The sequence below is a fragment of the Actinomycetospora sp. NBC_00405 genome, assembly GCF_036044095.1.
Taxonomy (GTDB): domain Bacteria; phylum Actinomycetota; class Actinomycetes; order Mycobacteriales; family Pseudonocardiaceae; genus Actinomycetospora; species Actinomycetospora callitridis.
The window spans coordinates 5868040-5888830 of sequence record NZ_CP107938.1 but is presented as its reverse complement, the minus strand read 5'-3'; the positions used below and the strand labels follow the sequence as shown (position 1 = coordinate 5888830).

Here is a 20791-nt window from a genome sequence, read left to right as displayed (position 1 = left end):
GGCACTGGTGACCACGATCCGCAGCCTGCTCGTCGCGAACCGGGGCGAGATCGCTCGACGCGTCTTCCGCACCGCCCGCGCGCTCGGGATCCGGACGGTCGCAGTGTTCTCCGATCCCGACGCGGACGCCCCCCACGTGCGGGACGCCGACGTGGCCGTCCCGCTCGGTGGCTCGACCAGCACCGAGACGTACCTCGATCTCGAGAAGGTGCTCGACGCCGCACGCCGGTCCGGAGCCGACGCGATCCACCCGGGCTACGGGTTCCTCTCGGAGAACGCCGAGTTCGCCATGGCGTGCTCCGAGGCCGGTGTCCTCTTCGTCGGGCCCGCCCCCGACTCCATGACGGAGATGGGGCTCAAGGACCGGGCGAAGGAGATCGCCCGCAAGGCCGGGGTCCCGGTCCTGCCCGACGCCGTCATCGAGGGCGACGACGAGACCTCGTGGCGCGAGGCCGGCGACCAGGTCGGCTACCCCCTGCTGGTCAAGGCGACCGCGGGTGGTGGGGGCAAGGGCATGCGCCGCGTGGACCGGCCGGCCGACCTGGTCGAGGCGATCCGGGGCGCCCGCCGCGAGGCAGGGTCGTCGTTCGGCAACACCACGGTGTTCTGCGAACGGTATCTGGCTGTCGCGCGACACATCGAGATCCAGGTGTTCGGCGACGCCCACGGCAACGCGATCCACCTCGGTGAGCGGGAATGCTCCGTACAGCGACGACACCAGAAGGTCCTGGAGGAGGCGCCGTCCCCCGTCGTCGACGCGGACCTGCGTGGACGCATGGGGGCAACGGCCGTGTCGCTCGTCCGCGAGCTCGGCTACCTCGGCGCGGGCACCGTGGAGTACCTGCTCGACGACAGGACGGGCGAGTTCTCCTTCCTTGAGATGAACACCCGCCTCCAGGTCGAGCACCCGGTCACCGAGGAGGTCACCGGCCTCGACCTGGTCCGTCTGCAGCTCGACGTCGCGCAGGGCAAGCCCCTCGGCCTCACACAGCGGGACGTGCACCAGCGGGGTCACGCCCTCGAGGTCCGGCTCTATGCGGAGGACACCACCCGCGGCTTCCTCCCCACGCCGGGGCCGCTGTACCGCTACTCGCACCCCGACCTCCCGGGCATCCGCTTCGAGGACGGCGTCGCGGCTCCGGGAGAGATCTCGGCCTACTACGACCCGATGCTCGCGAAGGTCGTCGCCCACGGGGACACCCGCACGGAGGCCGCGGCGAAGTTGGCCGCAGCCCTCGACGCCACGCAGGTCCACGGCACGGTCACCAACCGCGAGTCCCTGGTCGCGCTGCTGCGTGACCCGGACTTCCTCGCCGGCGAAACCCACACCGACTTCCTCGACCGGCACCCCGACCTCCTGCGCCCGCGGCGCACGACCCCCGATGTCGTGCACCTCGCCGCCGCGGTCTCGGTCGGCACCGCTCGCCGACGCGCCGCCGCTCCCGTCGCCATCCGTGTCGAGCCCGGCTTCCGGCTGATCCCCGGCCGCCCGCTCACGCCGGCGACGTGGACGGCTGCGGACGGCCCCGAGATCGCGGTCGCCTACTCGCTCGATGCGGCGAGCGGTGACACCGCCCTCACGCTCGAGGTGGACGGTGAACGCCACGAGCTCGGGCTGCGCGGCCTCGGTACCGACGAGGTCCGGGTGACGTTCGCGGGCCTCGAGCACCGCTGCACGGTCGTCGACTACGCCGACGGGTCGGTCTGGGTGAACTCCCCCGGGGCCCAGACGTCCTGGCGGCAGGAGCCGCGGCTCCCGGACCCCGACGCCGTCACCGCCGGGGGCGGTCCCGTCGCCCAGATGTCGGGGACCGTCGTGCACGTCGGAGTCGAGCCCGGTGACGTGGTGGAGGCCGGCCAGACGCTGGTCGTCCTCGAGGCGATGAAGATGGAGCATCCGGCCCTGGCGGCAGGCGCGGGCGTGGTCGACGCCGTCCTCGTCGAGGTCGGACAGTACGTCGAGGCCAAGACGACTCTCGTCACCGTGGCCCCGCGGGAGGACCCATGACCACGACACCGCTGCGGGTCGCCAACTGCTCCGGCTTCTTCGGCGACCGTCTCTCGGCGGCGCGGGAGATGGTCGACGACGGCCCGATCGATGTCCTCACCGGTGACTGGCTGGCCGAGCTCACCATGGGTGTGCTGCTCAAGCAGCGCCACCGCGACCCGGCGGCCGGCTACGCGCGGACCTTCCTCACGCAGCTCGAGGACGTGCTGGCGGACTGCCTGGAGCGCGGGATCCGCATCGTGTCCAACGCCGGCGGCCTCAACCCGCGCGCCTGCGCGGCGAAGGTCGAACAGATCGCCTCGGACCTCGGGCGCACCGTGCGGGTCGCGGTCGTGGACGGCGACGACGCCACCGAGCTCGTTCGCCGCGCCCGCGACGACGGTTGGACCGCTCCCCACCTCGACACGGGAGAGCCGTTCGACGAGCTCGCCGTCGAGGTCGAGGTCGCGTCCGCCTACCTCGGGTGTTGGGGGATCGCCGAGGCGCTCCAGGAGGGCGCCGACATCGTCATCACCGGACGGGTGAGCGACGCGTCGGTCATCGTGGGTCCGGCCGCCTGGCACTTCGGGTGGGTGAGAGATGAGTGGGACGCGCTCGCGGGAGCCGTCGCCGCGGGCCACGTCATCGAGTGCGGAGCCCAGGCCACCGGCGGGAACTTCTCCTTCTTCTCCGAGGTCCCGGCGCTCGAACGCCCCGGCTTCCCGCTGGCCGAGATCGCGGCCGACGGGTCCGCCGTGATCACCAAGCACCCGGGTACCGGCGGCGCGGTCACCGTGGAGACGGTCACGGCCCAGCTGCTCTACGAGATCGACGGACCCCGCTACCTCAACCCCGACGTCATCGCACGATTCGACACGCTGACCCTCGAGCAGGAGGGACCGGATCGGGTCCGGATCTCGGGAACGCGGGGCGAGCCGGCCCCGGACACGCTGAAGGTCGGTCTGATCACGACGCCGGGCCACCGAAACAGCGTCACGTTCGTGATCACGGGCGACGAGGTGCCCGCGAAGGCGGACCTCGCCCAGCGTGCCCTCTGGGCGGCCATCCCCGGCGGGGACAAGGCTTTCGACGAGGTGCATGTCCGCCTCCTGCGCGCCGACCGCCCCGACCCCGGGGCGCCCGACGAGGCCACGGCGTTGCTGACGGTCAGCGTCTCCAGCCGTGACCGTTCCTCCGTGGCGCAGCTGGCCCGCGCGGCCGTCGAGACCGGGCTGAGCAGTTACCCCGGCTTCCACCTCACCGCGCCACCGTCCGGCGGGTCGGCGTACACGGTGTTCTGGCCGACCCTGCTGCCCCACGCAGACTCCTCCCAGACCGTCTCGTTCGAGGGCCGCGAGTGGACGGCGGCACCCCCGCCCACCCGGCCCGCCCCACCCGCTCCACCCACCGCTGCGCCCTCGTCGGTCCGGTCCCCCGCGGGACCCACCGTCCGCTCGTCCTTGGGCACCGTCCTGGGCTCCCGGTCGGGCGACAAGGGCGGCAACGCCACGCTCGGGGTGTGGGCGCGCGACGACCGCACCTACGACTGGCTGACCGGCTGGCTCACGGAGGACCGCTGGCGCGAGCTGCTCCCCCAGGCCGGCGGACTGGCCCTGCGGCCGTGGTGGATGCCGAACCTCCGCGCCGCCGGGGTGACCGTCGTGGGTCTCCTCGGCCGGGGCGTGGGAGCGAACCTGCACCTCGACTCGCAGGGCAAGGGGCTCGGCGAGTACCTACGTGCGCGGCACGTCGAGCTTCCGGCCGCGCTCCTCGAGACACCCGGGGCCGTCTGAGGATCGAGCAGCACCCCGCACCGCTGGTGTCAACGAGCGCCCTGCACCAGACGCCCCGACTCGTCGAGCCGCATCCCGATGGCCTGGGCCCAGAGCCTGGTCAGGGTCTCGACAGCCAGCTCCTCGTCGTACGGGACGCCGTGGAAGAACCACAACAACGTGAAGTGCTCGATCATCCCGCCCAGCATCGACGCCGCCATCGCGGCATCGAGGTTCGGGTCGGCGAGCCCCTGCTCCTGGAGCCGTCGGATCCCGGCCTCGTTGCGGAGGAGGAACGGCTCGCGGATGCGGAGCTTCAGTTCGCGGAACTGGGGGTCGCGGTAGGCGAGCTCCTCGATCATCGCGATCAGCTGCGCATTGCGTGCCGCCACGACGAGGTACTGGCGGTTGCTCGCCCGGATCTTGTCGACCACGTCCCCGTCGGACTTCGAGCGCGCCTGGGACGCGTTGTACATGTCCCCGGTGACGGAGGTGAACAGCTCGTCGAGCACCGACTCCTTGGAGTCGAAGTAGTGGTAGAAGACCCCGTAGGACGTGCCGGCGCGCTTCGCGATGTCCGAGATGCGGGCATCGCGGAAACCCAGCTCCTCGAACACCTCGCGGGCGGCGTTGATCAGGGCCGCCCGGGTCCGCCGACCTCGCGTCGTCGTCGGGATCGACGACCCGCCGGACAGGAACGCCCCGGCCTGACTCGGCCCGGACCCACCGCGTGGGCGTCTCGGTGGGCCGGCCTCCGGTCGGGCCATGGGTTCCTCCCTCGCTCGCTCCGGTGATCCTACCGCGATGCCGTCGGCGCGACCCCTTCAACCGACAGCTGTGTTGACATCCGTGTCGACCCAGGGCGGGCCGAACGAGCAGGTGAGCGCGGACCGTCGGGGGGCGACTCGCGGGACAGTGACTCTCGAGTCGATCCGCAGCGGCCTACGTTGCCCTCTCCGCCCGGGGCGCGACGCATCGGTTGCGCTGGCGCCCGAGGCCGGTGATCTCGGCGGCGATGACGTCGCCGGGGACGAGCCAGCGGTTGCCGTGGTGGCCGGCATTGCCCGCGGGTGAGCCGGTGAGGAGGAGGTCGCCGGGGCGGAGGACGGCGGCGTGGGAGGCGTAGCTGACGAGCTCCTCGATGCCGTAGATGATGTCGTCGACCGTGTCGTCCTGCATCACCTGGCCGTTGACCGACAGGCGCAGTCGGAGCTGCCGTGGATCGGGGACGCACTCGCGTGGGACCAGGTAGGGGCCGGTCGGGAAGAACGTCGGGCGGCTCTTGCTCATGATGAAGTCGGTCATGGGCAGGTCGGGGCGCGCCATCACGTCGCGGGTGCTGATGTCGTTGCCGATGACGTAGCCGGCCAAGACGTCCACGGCCTCGCCGGGTGCGATGCGGTGGGCGGGGCGGCCGATGACCACACCGAGCTCGAGCTCCCAGTCGTGCTGGACGCCCGGACCCCAGAGGACGACGTCGTCCTCCGGCCCGGTGACGGCGCTGGGCAGGCCGGGGAACAGGAAGGGCGTGCCGGACGCGGCGCGGGCGTGGGCAATCCGGTCGGCCTCGGCCTGCAGGTCGTCCTCGCTCCGCTCGTCCCCGCCGTTGCGCAGCGTGCTGGCGACGATCTGGCGGACGTGGCGGAAGTAGTTGGCTCCCGCGCACAGGAGCTGCGTCGGCCGGAACGGGGCGAGGAGGCGCAGGTCGGCGAGGGCCGTCGACGGCAGGTCGCCGGCCTCCTCGGCGAGGTCGTGCAGGACCGCGAGCGTGGCGTCCCAGTCCTGCAGCAGGCCCTCGACGGTGACTCCGTCACCGAGGTGCGGGCGCAGGTCGACAACGGCGTCGTCGACGACGAGCCCCGGGAAGGTCGTCCCGTCGGCGGTGAAGGTGCCGAGCGCGAACCACATCACCGCGCCACCTTTCGCCCGGCGTCGAGTGCGGCGCCACCGGCGTAGTCGGCGGCGTCGCCGAGCTGGGACTCGAGCTGCAGGAGCCGGTTCCACTTGGCGGTGCGCTCCGAGCGGGTGGTGGAGCCGACCTTGATCTGGCCGGTGCACCATCCGACGGCGAGGTCGGCGAGCCAGTCGTCCTCGGTCTCCCCGGAGCGAGCGGAGAGCACGGTGGTGTAGACGGCGTCGTCCGCGCGGCGCACGACCGAGCGGGCGTCGCTGAGGGTGCCGATCTGGTTGGGCTTGACGAGGACGGCGTTGGCCACGCCCTCCGCGATGCCGCGCTCGAGGCGGGCCACGTTGGTGACGAACAGGTCGTCGCCGAGCAGTTGCCGGCCTGCCGGGCGGCGGCCCGGTGAGGTGGGCCGTCGACGTCGAGCGGGGACGGTGAGCGGTGAAGCTCGGGCAGATGGACCTCAACCTCCTCGTGGTTCTCGACGCCCTGCATCGGGGACCAGCCCGGCCTGCGCCAGCAGCAACACATCGACGCCGCCGCGCTCGGCCCCGCGTCGTCGGCGTTGAACCACGCGCAGATCGCCGAGATCGGGCCGCTGCTCACCGACCTCGACCTGCGGCTCGCCGCGATGGACCGGGCCGGGGTGGACATCCAGGCCGTCTCCCCGATGCCGCTCCCCCACGCGTGGGCGGATCGGGACCTCGCCGGGCGGATCGTCGCGGCCACCGACGAGGGCGTCGTCGCCTTCTGCGACCGGGCTGCGTCGCGGCTGCTGCCGATCGGGGCCGTGTCGCTGCAGCACCCCGACCTGGCCACCGCGCAGCTCACCAATGCCGTGCGCGAGCTGGGCATGCGCGGGGTACAGATCTCCACCACCGCCGGACCGGGCGTCGAGCTGGACGACCCGGCGCTGACCGGATTCTGGGCCACGGCCGAGGAGCTGGAAGCGGCGATCCTGATTCACCCGTGGGGCTGCTCGCTGGGCTCCCGCCTCGGCGACTACTACCTGTTCAACACGGTCGGCAACCCCACCGAGACCGCGCTCGCGCTGTCCCGGCTGGTGTTCTCCGGGCTGCTCGAACGCCACTCCGGGCTGCGGGTGTGGTCCGCCCACGGCGGGGGCTACCTGCCCAGCTACGTCGTGCGCGCCGATCACGCCTGGCACGCCCGCAGCGACGCGCGGACCACCGAGCTCCGGCCCAGCTCCGGCGGACCTTCGTCGACTCACTCGTCTACACGCCCGACCAGCTCCGGCACCTGATCTCGGTGATGGGCGCGGGCCAGGTGACCCTCGGCAGCGACTACCCCTTCGACATGGGCGTCGAGGACCCCGTCGACCGGCTGCTCGCCGCCGACCTCGCACCCGAGACCATCACCGCCATCCGCGGCGGCAACGCCGAACGCCTGCTCGGCCCTCTGCCCGCCGTGCTCGCCTGAGGAGGACCCGTGCGACTCGCCACGGTCGAGTACGAGGGCAGCGCTCGTACCGGCGTCGTCAGGGACGACGCGGTGCACCTGCTGCTGCCCGGCACCACGATCACCGGCCTGCTGGCCGGGGGCCCGGCGGCGCTCCAGCATGCCGACCGGGACGCGGCGTCAGCGCCGACCGTGCCGCTCGGGCAGGCGCGGCTGCTGTCGCCGCTCGCTCCGCCGACGGTGCGGGACTTCGTGGCCTTCGAGGAGCACGTCGAGGGCGTGCGGAAGTCGGTGTCCGACGAGGCCGGCGTACCCGACGCCTGGTACGACCCCTGCGCGACAGGGTCACCTACAACGGCGGCCGGCCCTTGACCCTGTCTCGCCTGAGGCCGGACCGGCGGGACTCCCTGGCACCCCGACGGCAGACGACGTCGGACGCTGCCGCCTGGTGGAGTGGGCGTCGTCGCCTCACGCACCTCGGGGTGGGCCGTCGCTGCCACTGCGTCGACCGGGGATCAGGAGGCCACATCCCGGTCGCACCGTGCTCGAACCGGGGCCGCGGCCCGTCGCCAGTTCATGCGCGACCAGGGCAGGGTGAGCTCGTCGAGGCGGGTGGCCGCACGCGGGCTGAGACTCGGGAACGGCTCGGCCTCACGGTGGCGAGCGAAGACGCTGTCGACGTAGCGGGTGCCGGTGTCCGCGCCGATCACGATCAGGGTGGTGTCGGCGGCGAGCCGTCGTTCCCAGCAGGCGGCGAGGTAGCCGGCGCCGGTGGAGAGTCCGGCGAAGACGGCGTGGCGGCGCAGCAGTTCGATGCTGCCGGACTGGGCGGCGGCGAACCCGATCCAGTGGATCGTGTCGTAGAGGGTGTGGTCGACGTTGCCGAACGGGATCGAGCTGCCGATCCCGGCGATGATGATGTCGGGGTCGGCGACGTGGTCGCTGCCGAAGGTCACGCTGCCGAACGGCTGGACACCGACCAGCGTGGTGGGGCGGCCCCACCCACGCAGGTACGTCGCGAGGGCGCCGGTGGACGCCCCGGAGCCGACCCCGCCCACGAGGGTCAGCGGTCCGTCGACCTCCTCGGCGATGAGACGGGCGACCGCCCGGTAGCCGAGACGGTGGACGTCGTCGTGGTACTGGCGCATCCAGTGGTGTCGCGGGTTCGCCGCGAGGAGCTCGCGGACGCGCGCCACGCGCCGGTTCTGGTCGAGTCCGAGGTCGGACGACGGCGGCATCTGTTCGAGACGGGCGCCGAGGAGCTCCAGCTGGATCGCCGTCGTCCGGTCGATGGTGGTCGAGCCGACGATGTGGCAGGTCAGGCCGTGGCGGTGGCATGCGAGGGCCAGGGCGATGGCGTAGATGCCGCTCGACGAGTCGACGACGGTGTCGCCGGGGCGTACGACACCCCGTTTCAGGAGCTGCTCGACCGCGGCGTCGGCCGAGAGCACCTTCATGGTCTCGAAGCGCAGGCAGATCAGCCGGCTGCCGAGCCGGACCAGGTCGGGTCGTCCGATGGCCTGGCTGACGTGGTCGTCCATGCTCGTTCTCCCTTCGGCTCCGGCCCGGGGGCGACGCTGAACGTCGTGGTGGGCCCGAGTCCGTGCTCGGTCAGGACGGCCGTCGCGCGGTCGAGGCGCCAGGGGGTGTCCGGGCGGCGCGGGTCGAAGACCAGGCCGGCCACGTTCCCGCTGTGGGCGATCTGGACGCCGTGCGCGCCGAGGTCCGCGGCGAGCTCGAGGAGCAGCTCGAGCTCCGGTGTTGCGCGGAGCCGTTGGTGTCGACGTGTGCTCGCGGTCGCGACCCGGCCGAGCAGGCCGCTGTCCCGGCGGGCGATCGCCTCGCGGAGCAGCCCGCGCAGGTGCTCGTAGGCGCGCAGGTCCTCCTCGGTGTGCTCGTCGTCGACCGCGGTCGCCACCGTGTCGACCGGACGGCCCCCGTCCGTCACGCACCCGGCCACCACGAGGGGCGGGAGTCGCGCTCCGAGGCGCTCCAGGACACGACCGCGGCGTTGGTCGAACAGGAGCGGTCGATCGTCGAACATCGTGGGGTCCGACGCCCACTCCGCACGAGCGGCGAGCCGAGCCACGTCGGTCGGGTCCAGCGGCACGCCGACCCCGGTGGCGACGGCGCGGATGGCGGCGACGACGTCGCTGGTCGAGGAGCCGAGGCCCAGGCCGACCGGGATGTCGCTCGCGAGCTCGAGGTGACCACCGACTGGCGGGATGCCCGCGGCCGCAGAGCAGTGCGCCAGGGTCAGCAGGGCGGCACGGCGGGCCTTCTCGCGATCGGCCGGCGCCGCGGTGACCTCGCTGTCCGAGACACTCGGGGTGAAGAAGGCGCGGGTGCCGTGGTGACGCATCGGCAGGGTGACCAGCCCGTGGCGCGCCCGTCCGTGCTCGTCGCGGAACACCCCCTGGAGCAGTTCGCCGTGATGGCCGGGAGCCGCGGCGGTACCCGTCCTCACGAGTCGGCGGCGCGGTAGCGGTAGAGCCGGGTCTCGTCGGCGCTGAACTGGGAGAAGGGGAACGGTTCCGCGCAGACGGCGGCGACGCCGTCGCCGAGGAAGGCGCGGGCGACCGCGCTGCCGGTCTGCGCGTAGATCGTGAGGGGGATCGCGCGCGCCCGGCACCGCGCCACGATGCCGTCGAAGGTGTCGTTCGACAGGGTCATCCCGGTGACGACGACGGCGTCGGCGGCGTCGATCACCTCGTCGCTGTCGCGCCGGACCTCGTCGCCCCACTGCGTGCGCGACAACGTCAGGTCGCACGGCAGGCACTCCGCGCCGCGCTCCCGGATCGCGGCCACCAGGGGATTGACCACCCCGATGAGCGCGACCGTGCTGCCGTGGTCCACCTCGAGCAGCCCGGCGATGGCGGCGTCGCGGGCGACGGCCCGGTCCTCCGGGGTCCCTGCCGGGAGGGTGACGGGTTCGGCGCGGGGGTCGTCCCGGTGGGGCGACGTCTCGGCGAGGTAGGCGTCGAGGGCGGCTACGCGCAGGCCGGGCGGAGTGTCGGGGGTGAGCAGGCTCGCGACGCTGCTGCCGGAGGCCGCCGCGACCTCGGGCCCGAGCTCCGGACCGTCGGGGCCGGCAGCCACCGCGCACGCGCCGAAGGAGCGCCCGACCCGCACCAGGACGTACTGGTTGCGGTAGGTGACGTCGCCGCCCGCGAGCCGTGTCCCGTGGCCGAGCCAGAAGACGCTGGTCGCGACGATCTCGTCGGGGACCGGTCCGCGACGGCCCGCGACCACGTCGGCGACGAGGCCCTCGACGGTGAGCGCGGCGTCGACCCCGGTCATCGCCGGGCCTCTGGCCTGAAGCGCAGCAGGTAGGTCAGCACGCCGTCCTGCCAGTCGTGGCGGTGGGCGACCTCGACGGTGAAGCCCGCGTCGAGACCGTGCCCGGCGATCGCACGCAGGTCCGCGGTGTTCGAGGCGATGACGAAGACCTCGCCGGACGGGGCGAGCACCTCGCGCTCGGCGAGCTGGGCGAACAGCTGCCGCAGCAGCTCGCTGCCGGTGCAGACGTTGCGGACGACGTCGGGGTCGTCGCTGACGGGCTGGCTCACCGCGGGCGGGTTGAACGTCACGACGTCGACCACCGTCCCCTCCGGCAGCCCGCCCAGGAGGTCGCCGGTCGCGGGCACCACCTCCGTGGGCGTTCCGGGCACGAGGCGCCGGACGTGGTCGAGGGTGGCCTGGACGCTGGGCTCGTGGACGTCGGCCGCGTAGACCCGCGCCGCCCCCGCCACGACGGCGGCGACGACCTCGGCGCCGATCCCGCACCCCATGGCGAGGTAGCGGCGTCCGCGGACGTCGATCCGGCCGTTCAGGACCCGGTCGTAGACCATCCGGCTCGTGGCGCCGGGCATGAACACCCCGGGAGGCACGTCGAAGGTCCACTCGTTCCACGTGCAGGTCCGGTGGGTGTCCAGGCCTCCGCGTGGCCGGTTGAGCGACACGATCTGCTCGGCGGGCAGGGGCGGCGGCAGCTCGTCCAGCAACCGTCGATCGGCCGCGGCGGCCGTGGTCTCGGCGTTCATAGCGAAAACGGTAATCGTTTTCACTTACAAAGAGAACCTCGCGCGGACTGTGACGACTGTCCGCTTCGTACCCCTCGCGTCCACGGCGGGTGGTGTGGTCTCATCCCGCCGGTAATGACAACCATTTCCGACAGCGAGGTGGACGCGGACATGCCCGGAACGGGCGAGCCGGACACGACGGACCGGTCCGTCCTACGGGAGCCGGCGTTCGTGCGGCTCTGGATCGGCACCACCGCGTCCGGGCTCGCGACCTGGGCGCTCCCGTTCGTGCTCGGCCTCGGCGTGGTGGAGGGCGTCGTCGGCGTGGGAGCCCTCGGCGTCGTCCTCGCCGCCCGCACGGTCGGGTTCCTCGTGGCCGTCCCGATCAGTGGGGTGATCGCCGACCGGTGGTCACGGCGCGCGGTGATCTGGTCGGCGGGGCTCGTGTCCGCGGTCGCCAGCGTCGGCATCGCCGTCGGACTGGGGTGGTCGCCGGCGCTCATGATCGTGGCCGCGGGGGTCTCGGGCGCCGGGCAGGGCGCGTGCCGGCCGGCGTTCCAGGCCCTGACCGCCGAGGTCGTCGACGCCGTGCGCCGCCAGCAGGCGAACGCCGCCCTGACCCTCGCGGTGCGCGGGACGACGCTCGTCGCGCCCGGCGGGACCGCGCTGCTCGGCGCCCTGGTCGGTGTCCGGTCGCTGCTTCTCGTGGTCGGGCTGCTCTGGCTGGTCGCAGCCGTCCTCCCGCCGTCCGGAGGTCCCGTGCGCACCGCGTCCGCCCCCGGACCGCGGGCGCTCGTCGGGGAGTTCGTCGAGGGACTGCGCGAGGCCCGCCGGCACCCCTGGTTCCTCGCCGGGCTCGGCGCGCTGACCACGGTCATCGCCACCGGCTACTCGGCGACGGGTGTCGCGCTCCCGCTGGTGAGCCGGGAGCAGTTCGGCAGCGAGGTCGTCCTCGCGGGAGCGCTGACCGGGTACACGCTCGGCGCGCTGCTGGGTGCGTTGCTCGTCGCCCGCTGGCGGCCGCGGTCGGCGGGGTGGGCCGCGCTGGCCGGGCTCGCCGTCTACGGGTTCGCCCCCCTGGCGCTGATGCTGCCCGTGCCCGTCGCGGTGATCGTCGCGGCGTACGTCGTGGCCGGGATCGGGATCGAGCTGTTCAACGTGCCGTGGTTCACCGCGACCCAGCGGGAGGTCGAGCCCCGGCTCCTCGCCCGGGTGTCGTCGCTGGACTTCCTGTTCTCCTACGGCCTGGCCCCGCTCGGTCTCGCCCTCATCGCACCGGCGATCGTCACGTTCGGCGTCACGCCGGTCCTCGGGGTCTGCGCCGTGCTCTGCTTCGCCGCTCCGGCCGTGGCCGCCCTGGTCCCCAGCTCCCGGCACTTCGCGGTCCGTCGGTCCGAGGTCCGGACCTCCGCCGAGGGGCGGTGACCGTGGTCGCCGGGAGAGAGCTCGCGCCGCCGCACGTCGCCGACGCCGCCGACACGCCGGCCGGACGGGGACCGCGCGTCGGGGTGATGGCGGCCGGCCTCGTGCTGCTCCTCGCCGCGTCGGTCCTGGTCGCGATCGGGCTGGGCGCCGCGTCGGTGTCACCGCTCGACACGGCCTCGTTCCTGTGGGCGTCCGTGTCCGGCGGCGAGATCGACGCCGAGCAGGTCTCGCGCTACCAGATCGTCTGGCACATCCGGACCCCGCGCGTCCTGCTCGCGGCCCTGGTCGGCGCCGGCCTGAGCACCGTCGGAGTGGTCATCCAGGCGCTCGTCCGCAACGCACTCGCCGACCCGTTCGTCCTCGGCGTCTCGTCGGGCGCCTCGGTCGGGGCGGTCGCGGTCATCGTCACCGGTGGCCTCGCCGTCGCCGGCATCCACGCGGTGTCGCTCGGCGCGTTCCTCGGGGCGCTCGTGGCGTCGGTGGCGGTCTACGGCCTGTCCCGCGGCCGCGCCGGCACCAGTCCCCTGCGCCTCGTGCTCGTCGGGGTCGCCCTGGCCTACGGGTTCCAGGCGGCGATGGGGCTCCTGGTCTACCTCGTCCCGCAGGGCGAGGCGACCGGCACCGTCCTCTTCTGGACCCTCGGCAGTTTCGGCGCCGCGATGTGGGCGTCGCTGCCGCTCGTGGCCGTCGCGGTGCTCGTGTGCCTGGCCTGGTCCTGGCGCCGGGCCCGGTCGCTCGACCTGCTCGCCCTCGGCGACGAGACCGCCATGAGCACCGGCGTCGACCCGTCCGCGCTGCGCCGGGAGCTGTTCGTCCTCACCGCCGTCGCGACCGGGGCGATGGTGGCGGTGAGCGGGGCGATCGGGTTCATCGGCCTCGTGATGCCGCACCTGGTCCGGCTCGTGGTGGGGGTCGGTCACGCCCGGGTGCTGCTCGTGGCGCCGCTGGCCGGCGCGGTGTTCACCGTGTGGGTCGACCTCCTCGCCCGCACCGTCGTGGCCCCGCGCGACCTGCCCCTCGGGGTGATCACCGCGCTCGTCGGGGTTCCGGTGTTCGTCCTCCTGATCCGCCGTCGCGGCTACGTCTACGGGAGCCGCTGACGTGGACCTGCGCATCGCCGATCTCTCGGTCACCCTCGCGGGCCGCGAGATCGTCCGGAGCCTCTCGCTCGAGGTCGGCTCGGGCACCGTCGTCGGCCTCGTCGGCCCCAACGGCAGCGGCAAGTCCACCGTCCTGCGCACCGTGTACCGCGCCCTGCGCCCCGACGCCGGCACCATCCGACTCGACGACACCGACCTGGCCACGCTCTCGCGGCGGGACGGCGCGCGCCGGATCGCCGCGATGCCCCAGGACGCCGGCGCCGACCTCGACTTCACCGTCGCCGAGCTCGTCGCCCTGGGCCGTGCCCCGCACCTCACGGGCAACCGGGCCCTCGGACCCGAGGACCGGGAGGTGTGCCGGCGCGCCATGGCCCGGCTCGACGTCCTGGACCTCGCCGATCGCGGCGTGCTGTCCCTCTCCGGCGGCGAGCGCCAGCGCGTCGTCGCGGCCCGGGCCCTGGCGCAGGACCCCGAGCTGCTGGTGCTCGACGAGCCCACCAACCACCTCGACGTCGCCCACCAGCTCGGCCTGCTCGCCGTCCTGCGCGACAGCGGCGCCACGGTGCTGGTCGTCCTGCACGACCTCAACCTCGCCGCGGCGGTCTGCGACCGGATCGGGGTGCTCGACGAGGGCCGGCTCGTGGCCGCCGGCACTCCCGCCGACGTCCTCACCGAGGGCCTCGTCGCCCAGGTGTTCGGCGTCGACACCCGCGTCGTGACCCATCCCGAGACCGGCGCGGTCCAGCTGCTGTTCACCCTCCCCACCTCTCCGCCCCATCGACGAGGAGCGTCATGAACCCGTCCCGCCACCGTCGCCTCGGTGTCACCGCGATCGCCGGCCTCGTCCTCCTCACGGGCTGCGGCGCGCAGGTCCGGGAGGATCCCGCCGCCGCACCGAGCACCGTCGTCGAACGCTGCGCCGAGCCCGTCCCCTACCCACGGCCCGCCCGCACGGTGACCTACGAGGCCGGCAGCACCGACAAGCTCCTCGTCCTCGGCCTCGCCGACGCCATCCGCGGGTACGTCATGCCCCCGGCCAACCCCCCGGTCACCGAGTCCCCCTACGCCGACCAGTACGCCCGCCTCGAGCTGCTCAGCACCGACCTGCTCAACCGCGAGCTCGTCGTCGACGCCGGCGCGGACATGGTGGTCGCCGGCTGGCGCTCCGGGTTCAGCGACGAACGCGGCATCACCCCCGAGCTGCTCGACGGCCTCGGCATCCAGAGCTTCATGCACACCGAGACCTGCTTCAACTACCCCGGCTTCCCCGAGCAGGTCCCGCCGCTCGAAGCCCTCTACAGCGACCTCGACCGCCTCGGGAGGATCTACGGCGTCCCCGACCGCGCCCGGGACGTGATCGCCTCCTACCGCGCACGCGTCGCGGCGGTCGAGCAGGCCGTACCCGCCGACCGCGCGCGCCCCGGGGTCTTCGTCTACGACTCGGGCACCGACCGCCCGCGCAGCGCCGGTTCCCAGGTCCCGCCCACCGACCTCCTGCGCATCGCCGGCGCCGAGAACATCTTCGGAGACACACCCAGCCGCTGGAACGAGGTCACCTGGGAGGCCGTGGTCGACCGGCAGCCCCAGGCGATCGTCATCGTCGACTACGGCGACCGGAGCGCCGAGGAGAAGATCCAGTTCCTGCGATCGTTGCCCCAGCTCCAGGGCGTGCCCGCGATCCGCGACGACCGGTTCTTCGTCCTCGATTACAACGAGGCGATCAGCGGGCCCCGCAACATCGACGGTGCCGAGAAGCTCGGCGCCTGGGTGCGCTCGCTGCCACCCACGTCCTGAGCTCCGTGGAGATCGTCGACCGCGCACCGACGTCCGGGGAGCACGCCCGGCTCCGGGCCATCGCCGGGATGAGCGGCGTCCCGGCCGGGGCGACCCCGGCCGGGCTGGCCGCCTCGTGGTTCGCCGTGACCGCCCGTACGCCGGAGGGGCGGGTCGTGGGCATGGGCCGGCTCGTCGGGGACGGCGCGCTGTTCCTGCAGGTCGTGGACGTCGCGGTCGAACCCGAGCACCAGGGCCGGGGCGTCGGCTCGCGGCTCCTGGAACGCCTCCTGCAGCACGTCGATCGGTGCGCTCCCGACGCGTACGTCTCGCTCGTCGCCGAGCCGCCCGGCCAGGCGCTCTACCGACGGTTCGGGTTCGTCGACGTCGCGCCCAGCCTCGGGATGAAGCGTGTGCGGTGACCCGACGCCACGTCCGCGGTGCCGCGAAGACCGTGGCGGCTTCACGGAGGTGTGATCGGCCCCGGCCGGGTGTCAGGTGTCAGGTGTCAGGTGTCAGAGCGACTCCCCCCGACACCGGGCCCGGATCAGCAGGCCGATCAGGAGCGGGGCGCCGCACACCGCCGTGACCACCCCGACCGGGACCTCGGCCGGCGCGGCGACACGCCGCGCGGCCAGATCGGACAGGCCCAGGAGCGCCGCACCGCACGCGGCGGAGAGGGCGAGCGACGGTGGGCGCCCGCCCTCGAGGCGACGGGCGACCTGCGGTGCGGCGAGCGCGACGAACGCGATCGGTCCGCCGACGGCGGTCACGGCGGCGGCGAGCAGCGTCGCGACCGCCAGCAGGCCCGCGCGGCTCCGCTCCACCCGGACACCCAGCGCGCCCGCGACGTCGTCACCGAGGTCGAGCAGCCGCAGACGACGCACGCCGGCCGCGACCAGCAGGCTCAGTAGGGGCACTGCCACGACCAGCGGCACGGCGTGGGACCAACTTCGCCCGATGAGGCTGCCGACCAACCACACGGTGGCCTGTTCGGCAACGTAGAGGTCGGCCGTGGTGAGCAGCGAGGACGTGAGCGCCGAGGCGACCGCTCCGACGGCGATGCCGACCAGCACCAGCCGGGGGCCGGTCACGCCGTGACGGGACGACAACCGGTGGACGGCGACGGCCGCCAGCAGCGCCCCACCGGCCGCGCCCACGACGACGCCGGCCGGACCGACGGCGAACACCACCAGGGCGGCGACCGCACCGAGCCCCGCGCCCGCGCTGATACCGATCACGTCGGGACTGGCCAGCGGGTTGCGGGCGAGCCGCTGGAACACCGCGCCCGCGAGCCCCAGCGCGGCCCCGCCCACCGTCGCGGCGAGCGCGCGGGGCAGCCGCAGATCGAGCACGACGTAGCGGATGCGCGGGCTCCCGCTCCCGCCCAGTGCCTCGGCGACCCGTGACACCGCGATCGGGTAGTCGCCGACGACGAGGGCGGCGGCGAGGGTCACCGCAGCCAGACCGAGCACGGCGGGGAGACGCCACCGCGTCACCCGCCGACCCCGAGGCGCCGACGGACGAGCGCGATCAGCACCGGAGCCCCGACCAGAGCGGTGACCAGCCCGGCCTGGACCTCGCGGGGCGCCAGGACGAGGCGCCCGACGGAGTCGGCGAGCAGCACCACCACCGGACCCAGCAGGACGGCCAGCAGGACCTGGCGGCGGTGGGAGACGCCGACCAGCAGGCGCGCCGCGTGCGGGACGGCGAGGCCGACGAACGCGATCGGTCCGGCCAGCGCCACAGCGGTGCCCGCCAGGAGGACCGCGGCGGCCGCCGTGGTCGCCCGGACGAGCCCGAGGTGGGCGCCGAGGCCGGCCGCGACGTCGTCGCCGAGGGCCAGCACGTCGAGGACCGGAGCCACACCGACGGCCAGCGCCAGACCGGCGACCAGGAACGGCAGCGCCCCGCGCAACGCCGCCGGGTCCGCCGTCCCGAGCGCCCCCACGTTCCAGAACCGGAACGCCGCGAACGTCGTCCGGTCCGCCAGCGTCACCGCCGTGGTGATCGCGGCGAGGGCGGCGGAGACGGCCGCGCCGGCAATGGCGATCGACACCGGCGTCGCACCCCGGCCCGCCGACCCGAGCAGGTGCACCACCACGCCCGCGAGCGCCGCCCCGACCAGCGCGCACCAGGCCAGACCCGGCATCCCGGCCACCCCGAGCACGGCGATCCCGACCACGACCGCCAGGGCGGCCCCGGCGTTGATCCCGACGACGCCCGGGTCGGCGAGGGGATTGCGCGTCAGGCCGATGAGCAGCACGCCGGCCACGCCCAACCCCGACCCGGCGAGCACGCCGGTGATCGTGCGGGGCAGGCGCAGGTGACGTAGGACCAGCACGTCGGGGTCCACGCCCGGGTCGTCCAGCTGCAGCAGCGCGGCGGGCGGGACCGACTCGGGCCCGACCAGCAGGGAGCAGAGGACGGCGACCGCGAGCAGCGCCGACGCGAGCGCGAGCGCGCCCGCCGCCGGCACGGCCCGGCCCCTCACAGTCCTTGTGCCCCCGGGTGCAGGATGCGCGCCACGTTCGCCACCGCGTCGGCGTTGCGGACGCCCGGGCTGATCTCGGCGAACGTGATCCCCGCGATGCGGCCGTCGCGCACCGCCGGCACCGACGCCAGCGCCGGATCGGCGAGGAGCCCGTCGATCACCGGCTGCGCCCCCTCCGGGCCCGTGTCGGCCGAGCAGCAGGCCGGCACGAGGATGACGTCGGGGTTGCGCCGCACGATCTCCTCGGCGCCGACCTGGGTCTGGCGCCCGCTCACGTCACCGAACGCCTGCTGGCCGCCCGCGGCCTCGACGATCGTCGTGGCGATGTCGTCCGCCCCGAAGACCCGCAGCCCGGCGCCGCCCGACGCGAGCCGGTTGAGGACCGCGACGCGCGGTCTCGGCAACGGCGCGACGGCCCCCTGGACCTGCGCGATCTCGGTGCGCATCGCGTCGACCCGCTGTGTCGCGAGATCGGGCCGGCCCAGGATCCGACCGAGGTCGGTGATGTCGGTGTAGACCTCGTCGAAGGGCACCGGCGCGGCGACGACGTCGGCCTGGGCGCCGCCGTCGGCGGGCGGGCAGTAGGGGGTGAACAGGTAGCTCCCGATCCCGATGGACGCGAGCTCGGTGCGCGTGCCCAGGCCCTCGGTGGTGAAGCCGCCGGTGAAGCCGCTGACGACGAAGTCCGGGTCGAGCCGGAGCACCTCCTCGCGGCTCGGGTACTCCTCGGGGAAGTACGCGGGCCGCGCCTGGTCGGCGGCGAACTCCGCCAGGATCGGGTTGTCCAGATACGCCGTCCCGACCAGGCGGTCGCCCGCGTCGAGGGCGTGCACCATCTCGATCCCGTTCTGGAACGCCGCGAAGATCCGCTGAGGTGGCGCACCCACGGGGACCGGGCGCCCGCAGTTCTCGACGCCCGCGCCGGCCTCGGGCGGCGGGGCCGGAGCGGCCGGCGGGCCGCCGGCACACGAGGTCAGGACGGCCACGGTCAGCGCCGCGGCACCGGCGGCGGCGAGGGTTCGGACGCGAGACGGCACCGGCGCTCCCATCGGACGATCTTCGACGGGGGCAAGATACGACACCTCATCAGATGATGAGGTATGACGTCACTCATGCGGCGCCGGTGATGATCAAGTTCGACAAGCGGACGGGTCCCGGGCGCGCGTCGTCAGTCCGCGGACCTCCGCGCGGTGACCACCAGGTACTCGGCCGAGGTCTCGACCGGGCCGCCGCCGGGCGAGAACACGGCCTCCACCGCCAGAGGTGGGAGGCACCACTGCGATGCCCGGTCGACCACACGGCGCGAGTCCGCGCAAGAAGAAGTCCAACCCGCTCGTCACGCGAGGGGTCGAGGTCGTGGAGTGGACCGACGTGGCCCTGCTGCGCACCTTCATCTCGGACCGGGGAAAGATCCGATCCCGACGGGTCACCGGACTCACCGGCCGGCAGCAGCAGCAGGTCGCCGCGGCGATCAAGACCGCTCGGGAGATGGCCCTGCTGCCCTACACCTCCAGCGCGAAGTAGGAGCGACCCCGGTGGAAGGGCCGGCAGGGCTGACCAGCAACCACCGGCCACGTCGTCGATGTCCGATACCGTGACAGCCGTGAGCTCGCCACAGATCGACCGGTCAGGGCGCGGCCCCACCCGCTCCACCCGACAGCGCTCGGCGGTCCGCGCGGCGCTCGGGCGCAACCACGGCTTCGTCAGCGCGCAGGAGCTCCACAGCCAGTTGCGACAGGCGGGCGACCCGATCGGCCTCACGACGGTGTACCGGCAGCTCCACCTGCTCGCCGGGCAGGGCGACGCCGACGTCGTGGCGTCCGAGGACGGATCGCTCTACCGCATGTGCCGGGCGGAGGACCATCACCACCACCTCATCTGCCGGTCGTGCGGACGCACGGAGGAGATCGGTGGTCCGGACGTCGAGCGCTGGGCGCGCGAGGTCGGCGAGGCCCACGGGTTCTCCGATCTCGACCACACCGTCGAAATCTTCGGGACCTGCCAGGTGTGTGCGGCCGACACCTCGAAGGACGCATCGGCCTGAGCGACGACCTCGTCGCTCGTCCCGGACAGCCGTCACTCGTCCTCGGTCGCAGCCCACGCATGCGTTCTTGCTGACCTGGCACGAGAACGTGCCCTCGCCGCGAACCGGAGCCACGGTGGCACACGAGGATCACCTGCCACCCCGAAAGAACAACATGGCGTCCGCCGAGCACGACACCGACCCCGACGGGGCCGCCCGCTTCTGGGACGAGCTCTACTCGAGCCGCGAGGTCCCGTGGGGCGAGCGGACCAACCCCCTGCTCGTCGAGGTCGTCGGGCCCCTGACACCGGGAACCGCCCTGGATCTCGGGTCGGGCTCCGGAGGGGACGCTGCGTGGCTGGCCCGCCGCGGCTGGCGTGTCACGGCGGTCGACATCGCGGCGAGCGCGGTCGCCGGAGTGCGGGAGCACGCCGTCGCGTCGGGGCTCGCCGACCGGATCACCGCCGAGCAGCACGACCTCCCGCGCACCTTCCCCGCCGGCGAGTTCGACCTGGTCTCCGCGCAGTACTTCCACTCGATGTTCGAGTTCCCCCGAGCCGAGGTCCTGCGCACCGCCGCCCACGCGCTGCGTCCCGGCGGCCTGCTCCTGGTCGTCGACCACGGCTCCATCGCCCCGTGGTCGTGGAACCAGGACCCCGGCACCCACTTCCCCACCCCGCAGGAGATCGCCGCGGATCTCGCCCTGGATCCGGCGCGGTGGCCCGTCGTCCGCGCCGACATGCCCCGGCGCCGGGCCACCGGCCCGCACGGCGAGACCGCGACGGTCACCGACAACGTCCTGGTCCTGCAGCGCGCCGCCGGCTGACCCCGACTCCCCGGCGCGGGCGCGAGGACGCGAGGCTGAGAACCGCA

Annotated in this window: 21 protein-coding genes and 1 pseudogene; 12 read left to right on the top strand and 10 right to left on the bottom strand. The window is 73.7% G+C overall.

Features of this window, described 5'->3' with window-relative positions:
• The first annotated feature begins 7 nt into the window (after window positions 1-7).
• Complete coding sequence (locus OG774_RS29075) at window positions 8-2008, top strand: ATP-binding protein (protein WP_328305794.1); 2001 nt, start codon at window positions 8-10, stop codon at window positions 2006-2008.
• Window positions 2005-3780 (top strand): acyclic terpene utilization AtuA family protein, encoded by a 1776-nt coding sequence (locus tag OG774_RS29070; protein ID WP_328305793.1) that lies wholly within the window; start codon window positions 2005-2007, stop codon window positions 3778-3780. Before OG774_RS29075 ends, OG774_RS29070 begins: the two co-directional genes overlap by 4 nt.
• Before the next feature lie 29 nt (window positions 3781-3809).
• Here OG774_RS29070 and OG774_RS29065 read toward each other — a convergent pair whose 3' ends face one another.
• The 3 genes from OG774_RS29065 to OG774_RS29055 form a co-directional block, all read right to left on the bottom strand.
• The gene (locus tag OG774_RS29065) at window positions 3810-4526 is read right to left on the bottom strand and encodes a TetR/AcrR family transcriptional regulator (protein WP_328305792.1); all 717 of its coding nucleotides are present in this window, start codon (window positions 4524-4526) and stop codon (window positions 3810-3812) included.
• Between the two features lie 175 nt (window positions 4527-4701).
• On the bottom strand, window positions 4702-5667 hold the full coding sequence (locus OG774_RS29060) for a fumarylacetoacetate hydrolase family protein (RefSeq protein WP_328311207.1): 966 nt from the start codon (window positions 5665-5667) through the stop codon (window positions 4702-4704).
• Entirely contained in the window at window positions 5667-6038 is a 372-nt protein-coding gene (locus OG774_RS29055) for a hypothetical protein (RefSeq protein ID WP_328311205.1), read from the bottom strand. The genes OG774_RS29060 and OG774_RS29055 overlap by 1 nt, the downstream gene beginning before the upstream one ends.
• A 255-nt stretch (window positions 6039-6293) precedes the next feature.
• On the opposite strand from OG774_RS29055, the pseudogene OG774_RS29050 reads away from it, so the two are divergent.
• Together OG774_RS29050 and OG774_RS29040 are read left to right on the top strand one after the other, a co-directional pair.
• Window positions 6294-7102: pseudogene (locus OG774_RS29050) on the top strand (amidohydrolase family protein).
• A 9-nt stretch (window positions 7103-7111) separates the two neighbouring features.
• Window positions 7112-7453, top strand: a complete 342-nt coding sequence (locus OG774_RS29040) for a hypothetical protein (RefSeq protein WP_328305790.1) — start codon at window positions 7112-7114, stop codon at window positions 7451-7453.
• Window positions 7454-7596: 143 nt separating this feature from the next.
• Here the strand turns inward: OG774_RS29040 and OG774_RS29035 are convergent, their stop codons facing one another.
• The 4 genes from OG774_RS29035 to OG774_RS29020 are packed head-to-tail and all read right to left on the bottom strand — an operon-like array spanning window position 7597 to window position 11124.
• The gene (locus OG774_RS29035; protein WP_328305789.1) at window positions 7597-8622 is read right to left on the bottom strand and encodes a pyridoxal-phosphate dependent enzyme; all 1026 of its coding nucleotides are present in this window, start codon (window positions 8620-8622) and stop codon (window positions 7597-7599) included.
• Complete coding sequence (locus OG774_RS29030) at window positions 8559-9548, bottom strand: GHMP family kinase ATP-binding protein (RefSeq protein ID WP_328305788.1); 990 nt, start codon at window positions 9546-9548, stop codon at window positions 8559-8561. The genes OG774_RS29035 and OG774_RS29030 overlap by 64 nt, the downstream gene beginning before the upstream one ends.
• Window positions 9545-10381, bottom strand: a complete 837-nt coding sequence (locus OG774_RS29025; RefSeq protein WP_328305787.1) for a Rossmann-like domain-containing protein — start codon at window positions 10379-10381, stop codon at window positions 9545-9547. Before OG774_RS29025 ends, OG774_RS29030 begins: the two co-directional genes overlap by 4 nt.
• A complete protein-coding gene (locus tag OG774_RS29020) occupies window positions 10378-11124 on the bottom strand; it encodes a methyltransferase (RefSeq protein WP_328305786.1) in 747 nt (248 codons plus the stop codon). The genes OG774_RS29025 and OG774_RS29020 overlap by 4 nt, the downstream gene beginning before the upstream one ends.
• Window positions 11125-11274: 150 nt before the next feature.
• Here OG774_RS29020 and OG774_RS29015 point away from each other — a divergent pair, with 150 nt between their 5' ends.
• The 5 genes from OG774_RS29015 (at window position 11275) to OG774_RS28995 (ending at window position 15823) form a co-directional block, all read left to right on the top strand.
• Entirely contained in the window at window positions 11275-12528 is a 1254-nt protein-coding gene (locus OG774_RS29015) for an MFS transporter (RefSeq protein ID WP_328305785.1), read from the top strand.
• Window positions 12529-12614: 86 nt separating this feature from the next.
• Window positions 12615-13628: a FecCD family ABC transporter permease gene (locus tag OG774_RS29010; protein ID WP_328311202.1), complete on the top strand. Its 1014-nt coding sequence runs from the start codon at window positions 12615-12617 to the stop codon at window positions 13626-13628.
• 1 nt (window position 13629) lies between these two features.
• Complete coding sequence (locus OG774_RS29005; RefSeq protein ID WP_328305784.1) at window positions 13630-14424, top strand: ABC transporter ATP-binding protein; 795 nt, start codon at window positions 13630-13632, stop codon at window positions 14422-14424.
• The gene (locus OG774_RS29000) at window positions 14421-15422 is read left to right on the top strand and encodes an ABC transporter substrate-binding protein (protein ID WP_328305783.1); all 1002 of its coding nucleotides are present in this window, start codon (window positions 14421-14423) and stop codon (window positions 15420-15422) included. Before OG774_RS29005 ends, OG774_RS29000 begins: the two co-directional genes overlap by 4 nt.
• A 5-nt stretch (window positions 15423-15427) precedes the next feature.
• The gene (locus OG774_RS28995; protein ID WP_328305782.1) at window positions 15428-15823 is read left to right on the top strand and encodes a GNAT family N-acetyltransferase; all 396 of its coding nucleotides are present in this window, start codon (window positions 15428-15430) and stop codon (window positions 15821-15823) included.
• 93 nt (window positions 15824-15916) lie between these two features.
• Here OG774_RS28995 and OG774_RS28990 read toward each other — a convergent pair whose 3' ends face one another.
• The 3 genes from OG774_RS28990 to OG774_RS28980 are packed head-to-tail and all read right to left on the bottom strand — an operon-like array spanning window position 15917 to window position 18932.
• The gene (locus tag OG774_RS28990; protein ID WP_328305781.1) at window positions 15917-16900 is read right to left on the bottom strand and encodes a FecCD family ABC transporter permease; all 984 of its coding nucleotides are present in this window, start codon (window positions 16898-16900) and stop codon (window positions 15917-15919) included.
• Window positions 16897-17880 (bottom strand): FecCD family ABC transporter permease, encoded by a 984-nt coding sequence (locus OG774_RS28985; RefSeq protein ID WP_328305780.1) that lies wholly within the window; start codon window positions 17878-17880, stop codon window positions 16897-16899. Before OG774_RS28985 ends, OG774_RS28990 begins: the two co-directional genes overlap by 4 nt.
• Before the next feature lie 11 nt (window positions 17881-17891).
• The gene (locus OG774_RS28980) at window positions 17892-18932 is read right to left on the bottom strand and encodes an ABC transporter substrate-binding protein (protein ID WP_328305779.1); all 1041 of its coding nucleotides are present in this window, start codon (window positions 18930-18932) and stop codon (window positions 17892-17894) included.
• A 244-nt stretch (window positions 18933-19176) separates the two neighbouring features.
• Between OG774_RS28980 and rpsR the strand changes: the two genes are divergently transcribed.
• From rpsR to OG774_RS28965, 3 genes are all read left to right on the top strand, one after another.
• The gene (rpsR, locus tag OG774_RS28975) at window positions 19177-19419 is read left to right on the top strand and encodes a 30S ribosomal protein S18 (RefSeq protein WP_328305778.1); all 243 of its coding nucleotides are present in this window, start codon (window positions 19177-19179) and stop codon (window positions 19417-19419) included.
• Between the two features lie 58 nt (window positions 19420-19477).
• Window positions 19478-19939, top strand: coding sequence for a Fur family transcriptional regulator (locus tag OG774_RS28970; protein WP_442873921.1), 462 nt, complete (start codon window positions 19478-19480; stop codon window positions 19937-19939).
• A 115-nt stretch (window positions 19940-20054) separates the two neighbouring features.
• Window positions 20055-20744 carry an SAM-dependent methyltransferase gene (locus OG774_RS28965; protein WP_328305776.1) on the top strand — a complete coding sequence of 230 codons (690 nt, stop codon included), beginning with the start codon at window positions 20055-20057 and terminating at the stop codon, window positions 20742-20744.
• The last annotated feature ends 47 nt before the right edge of the window (window positions 20745-20791 follow it).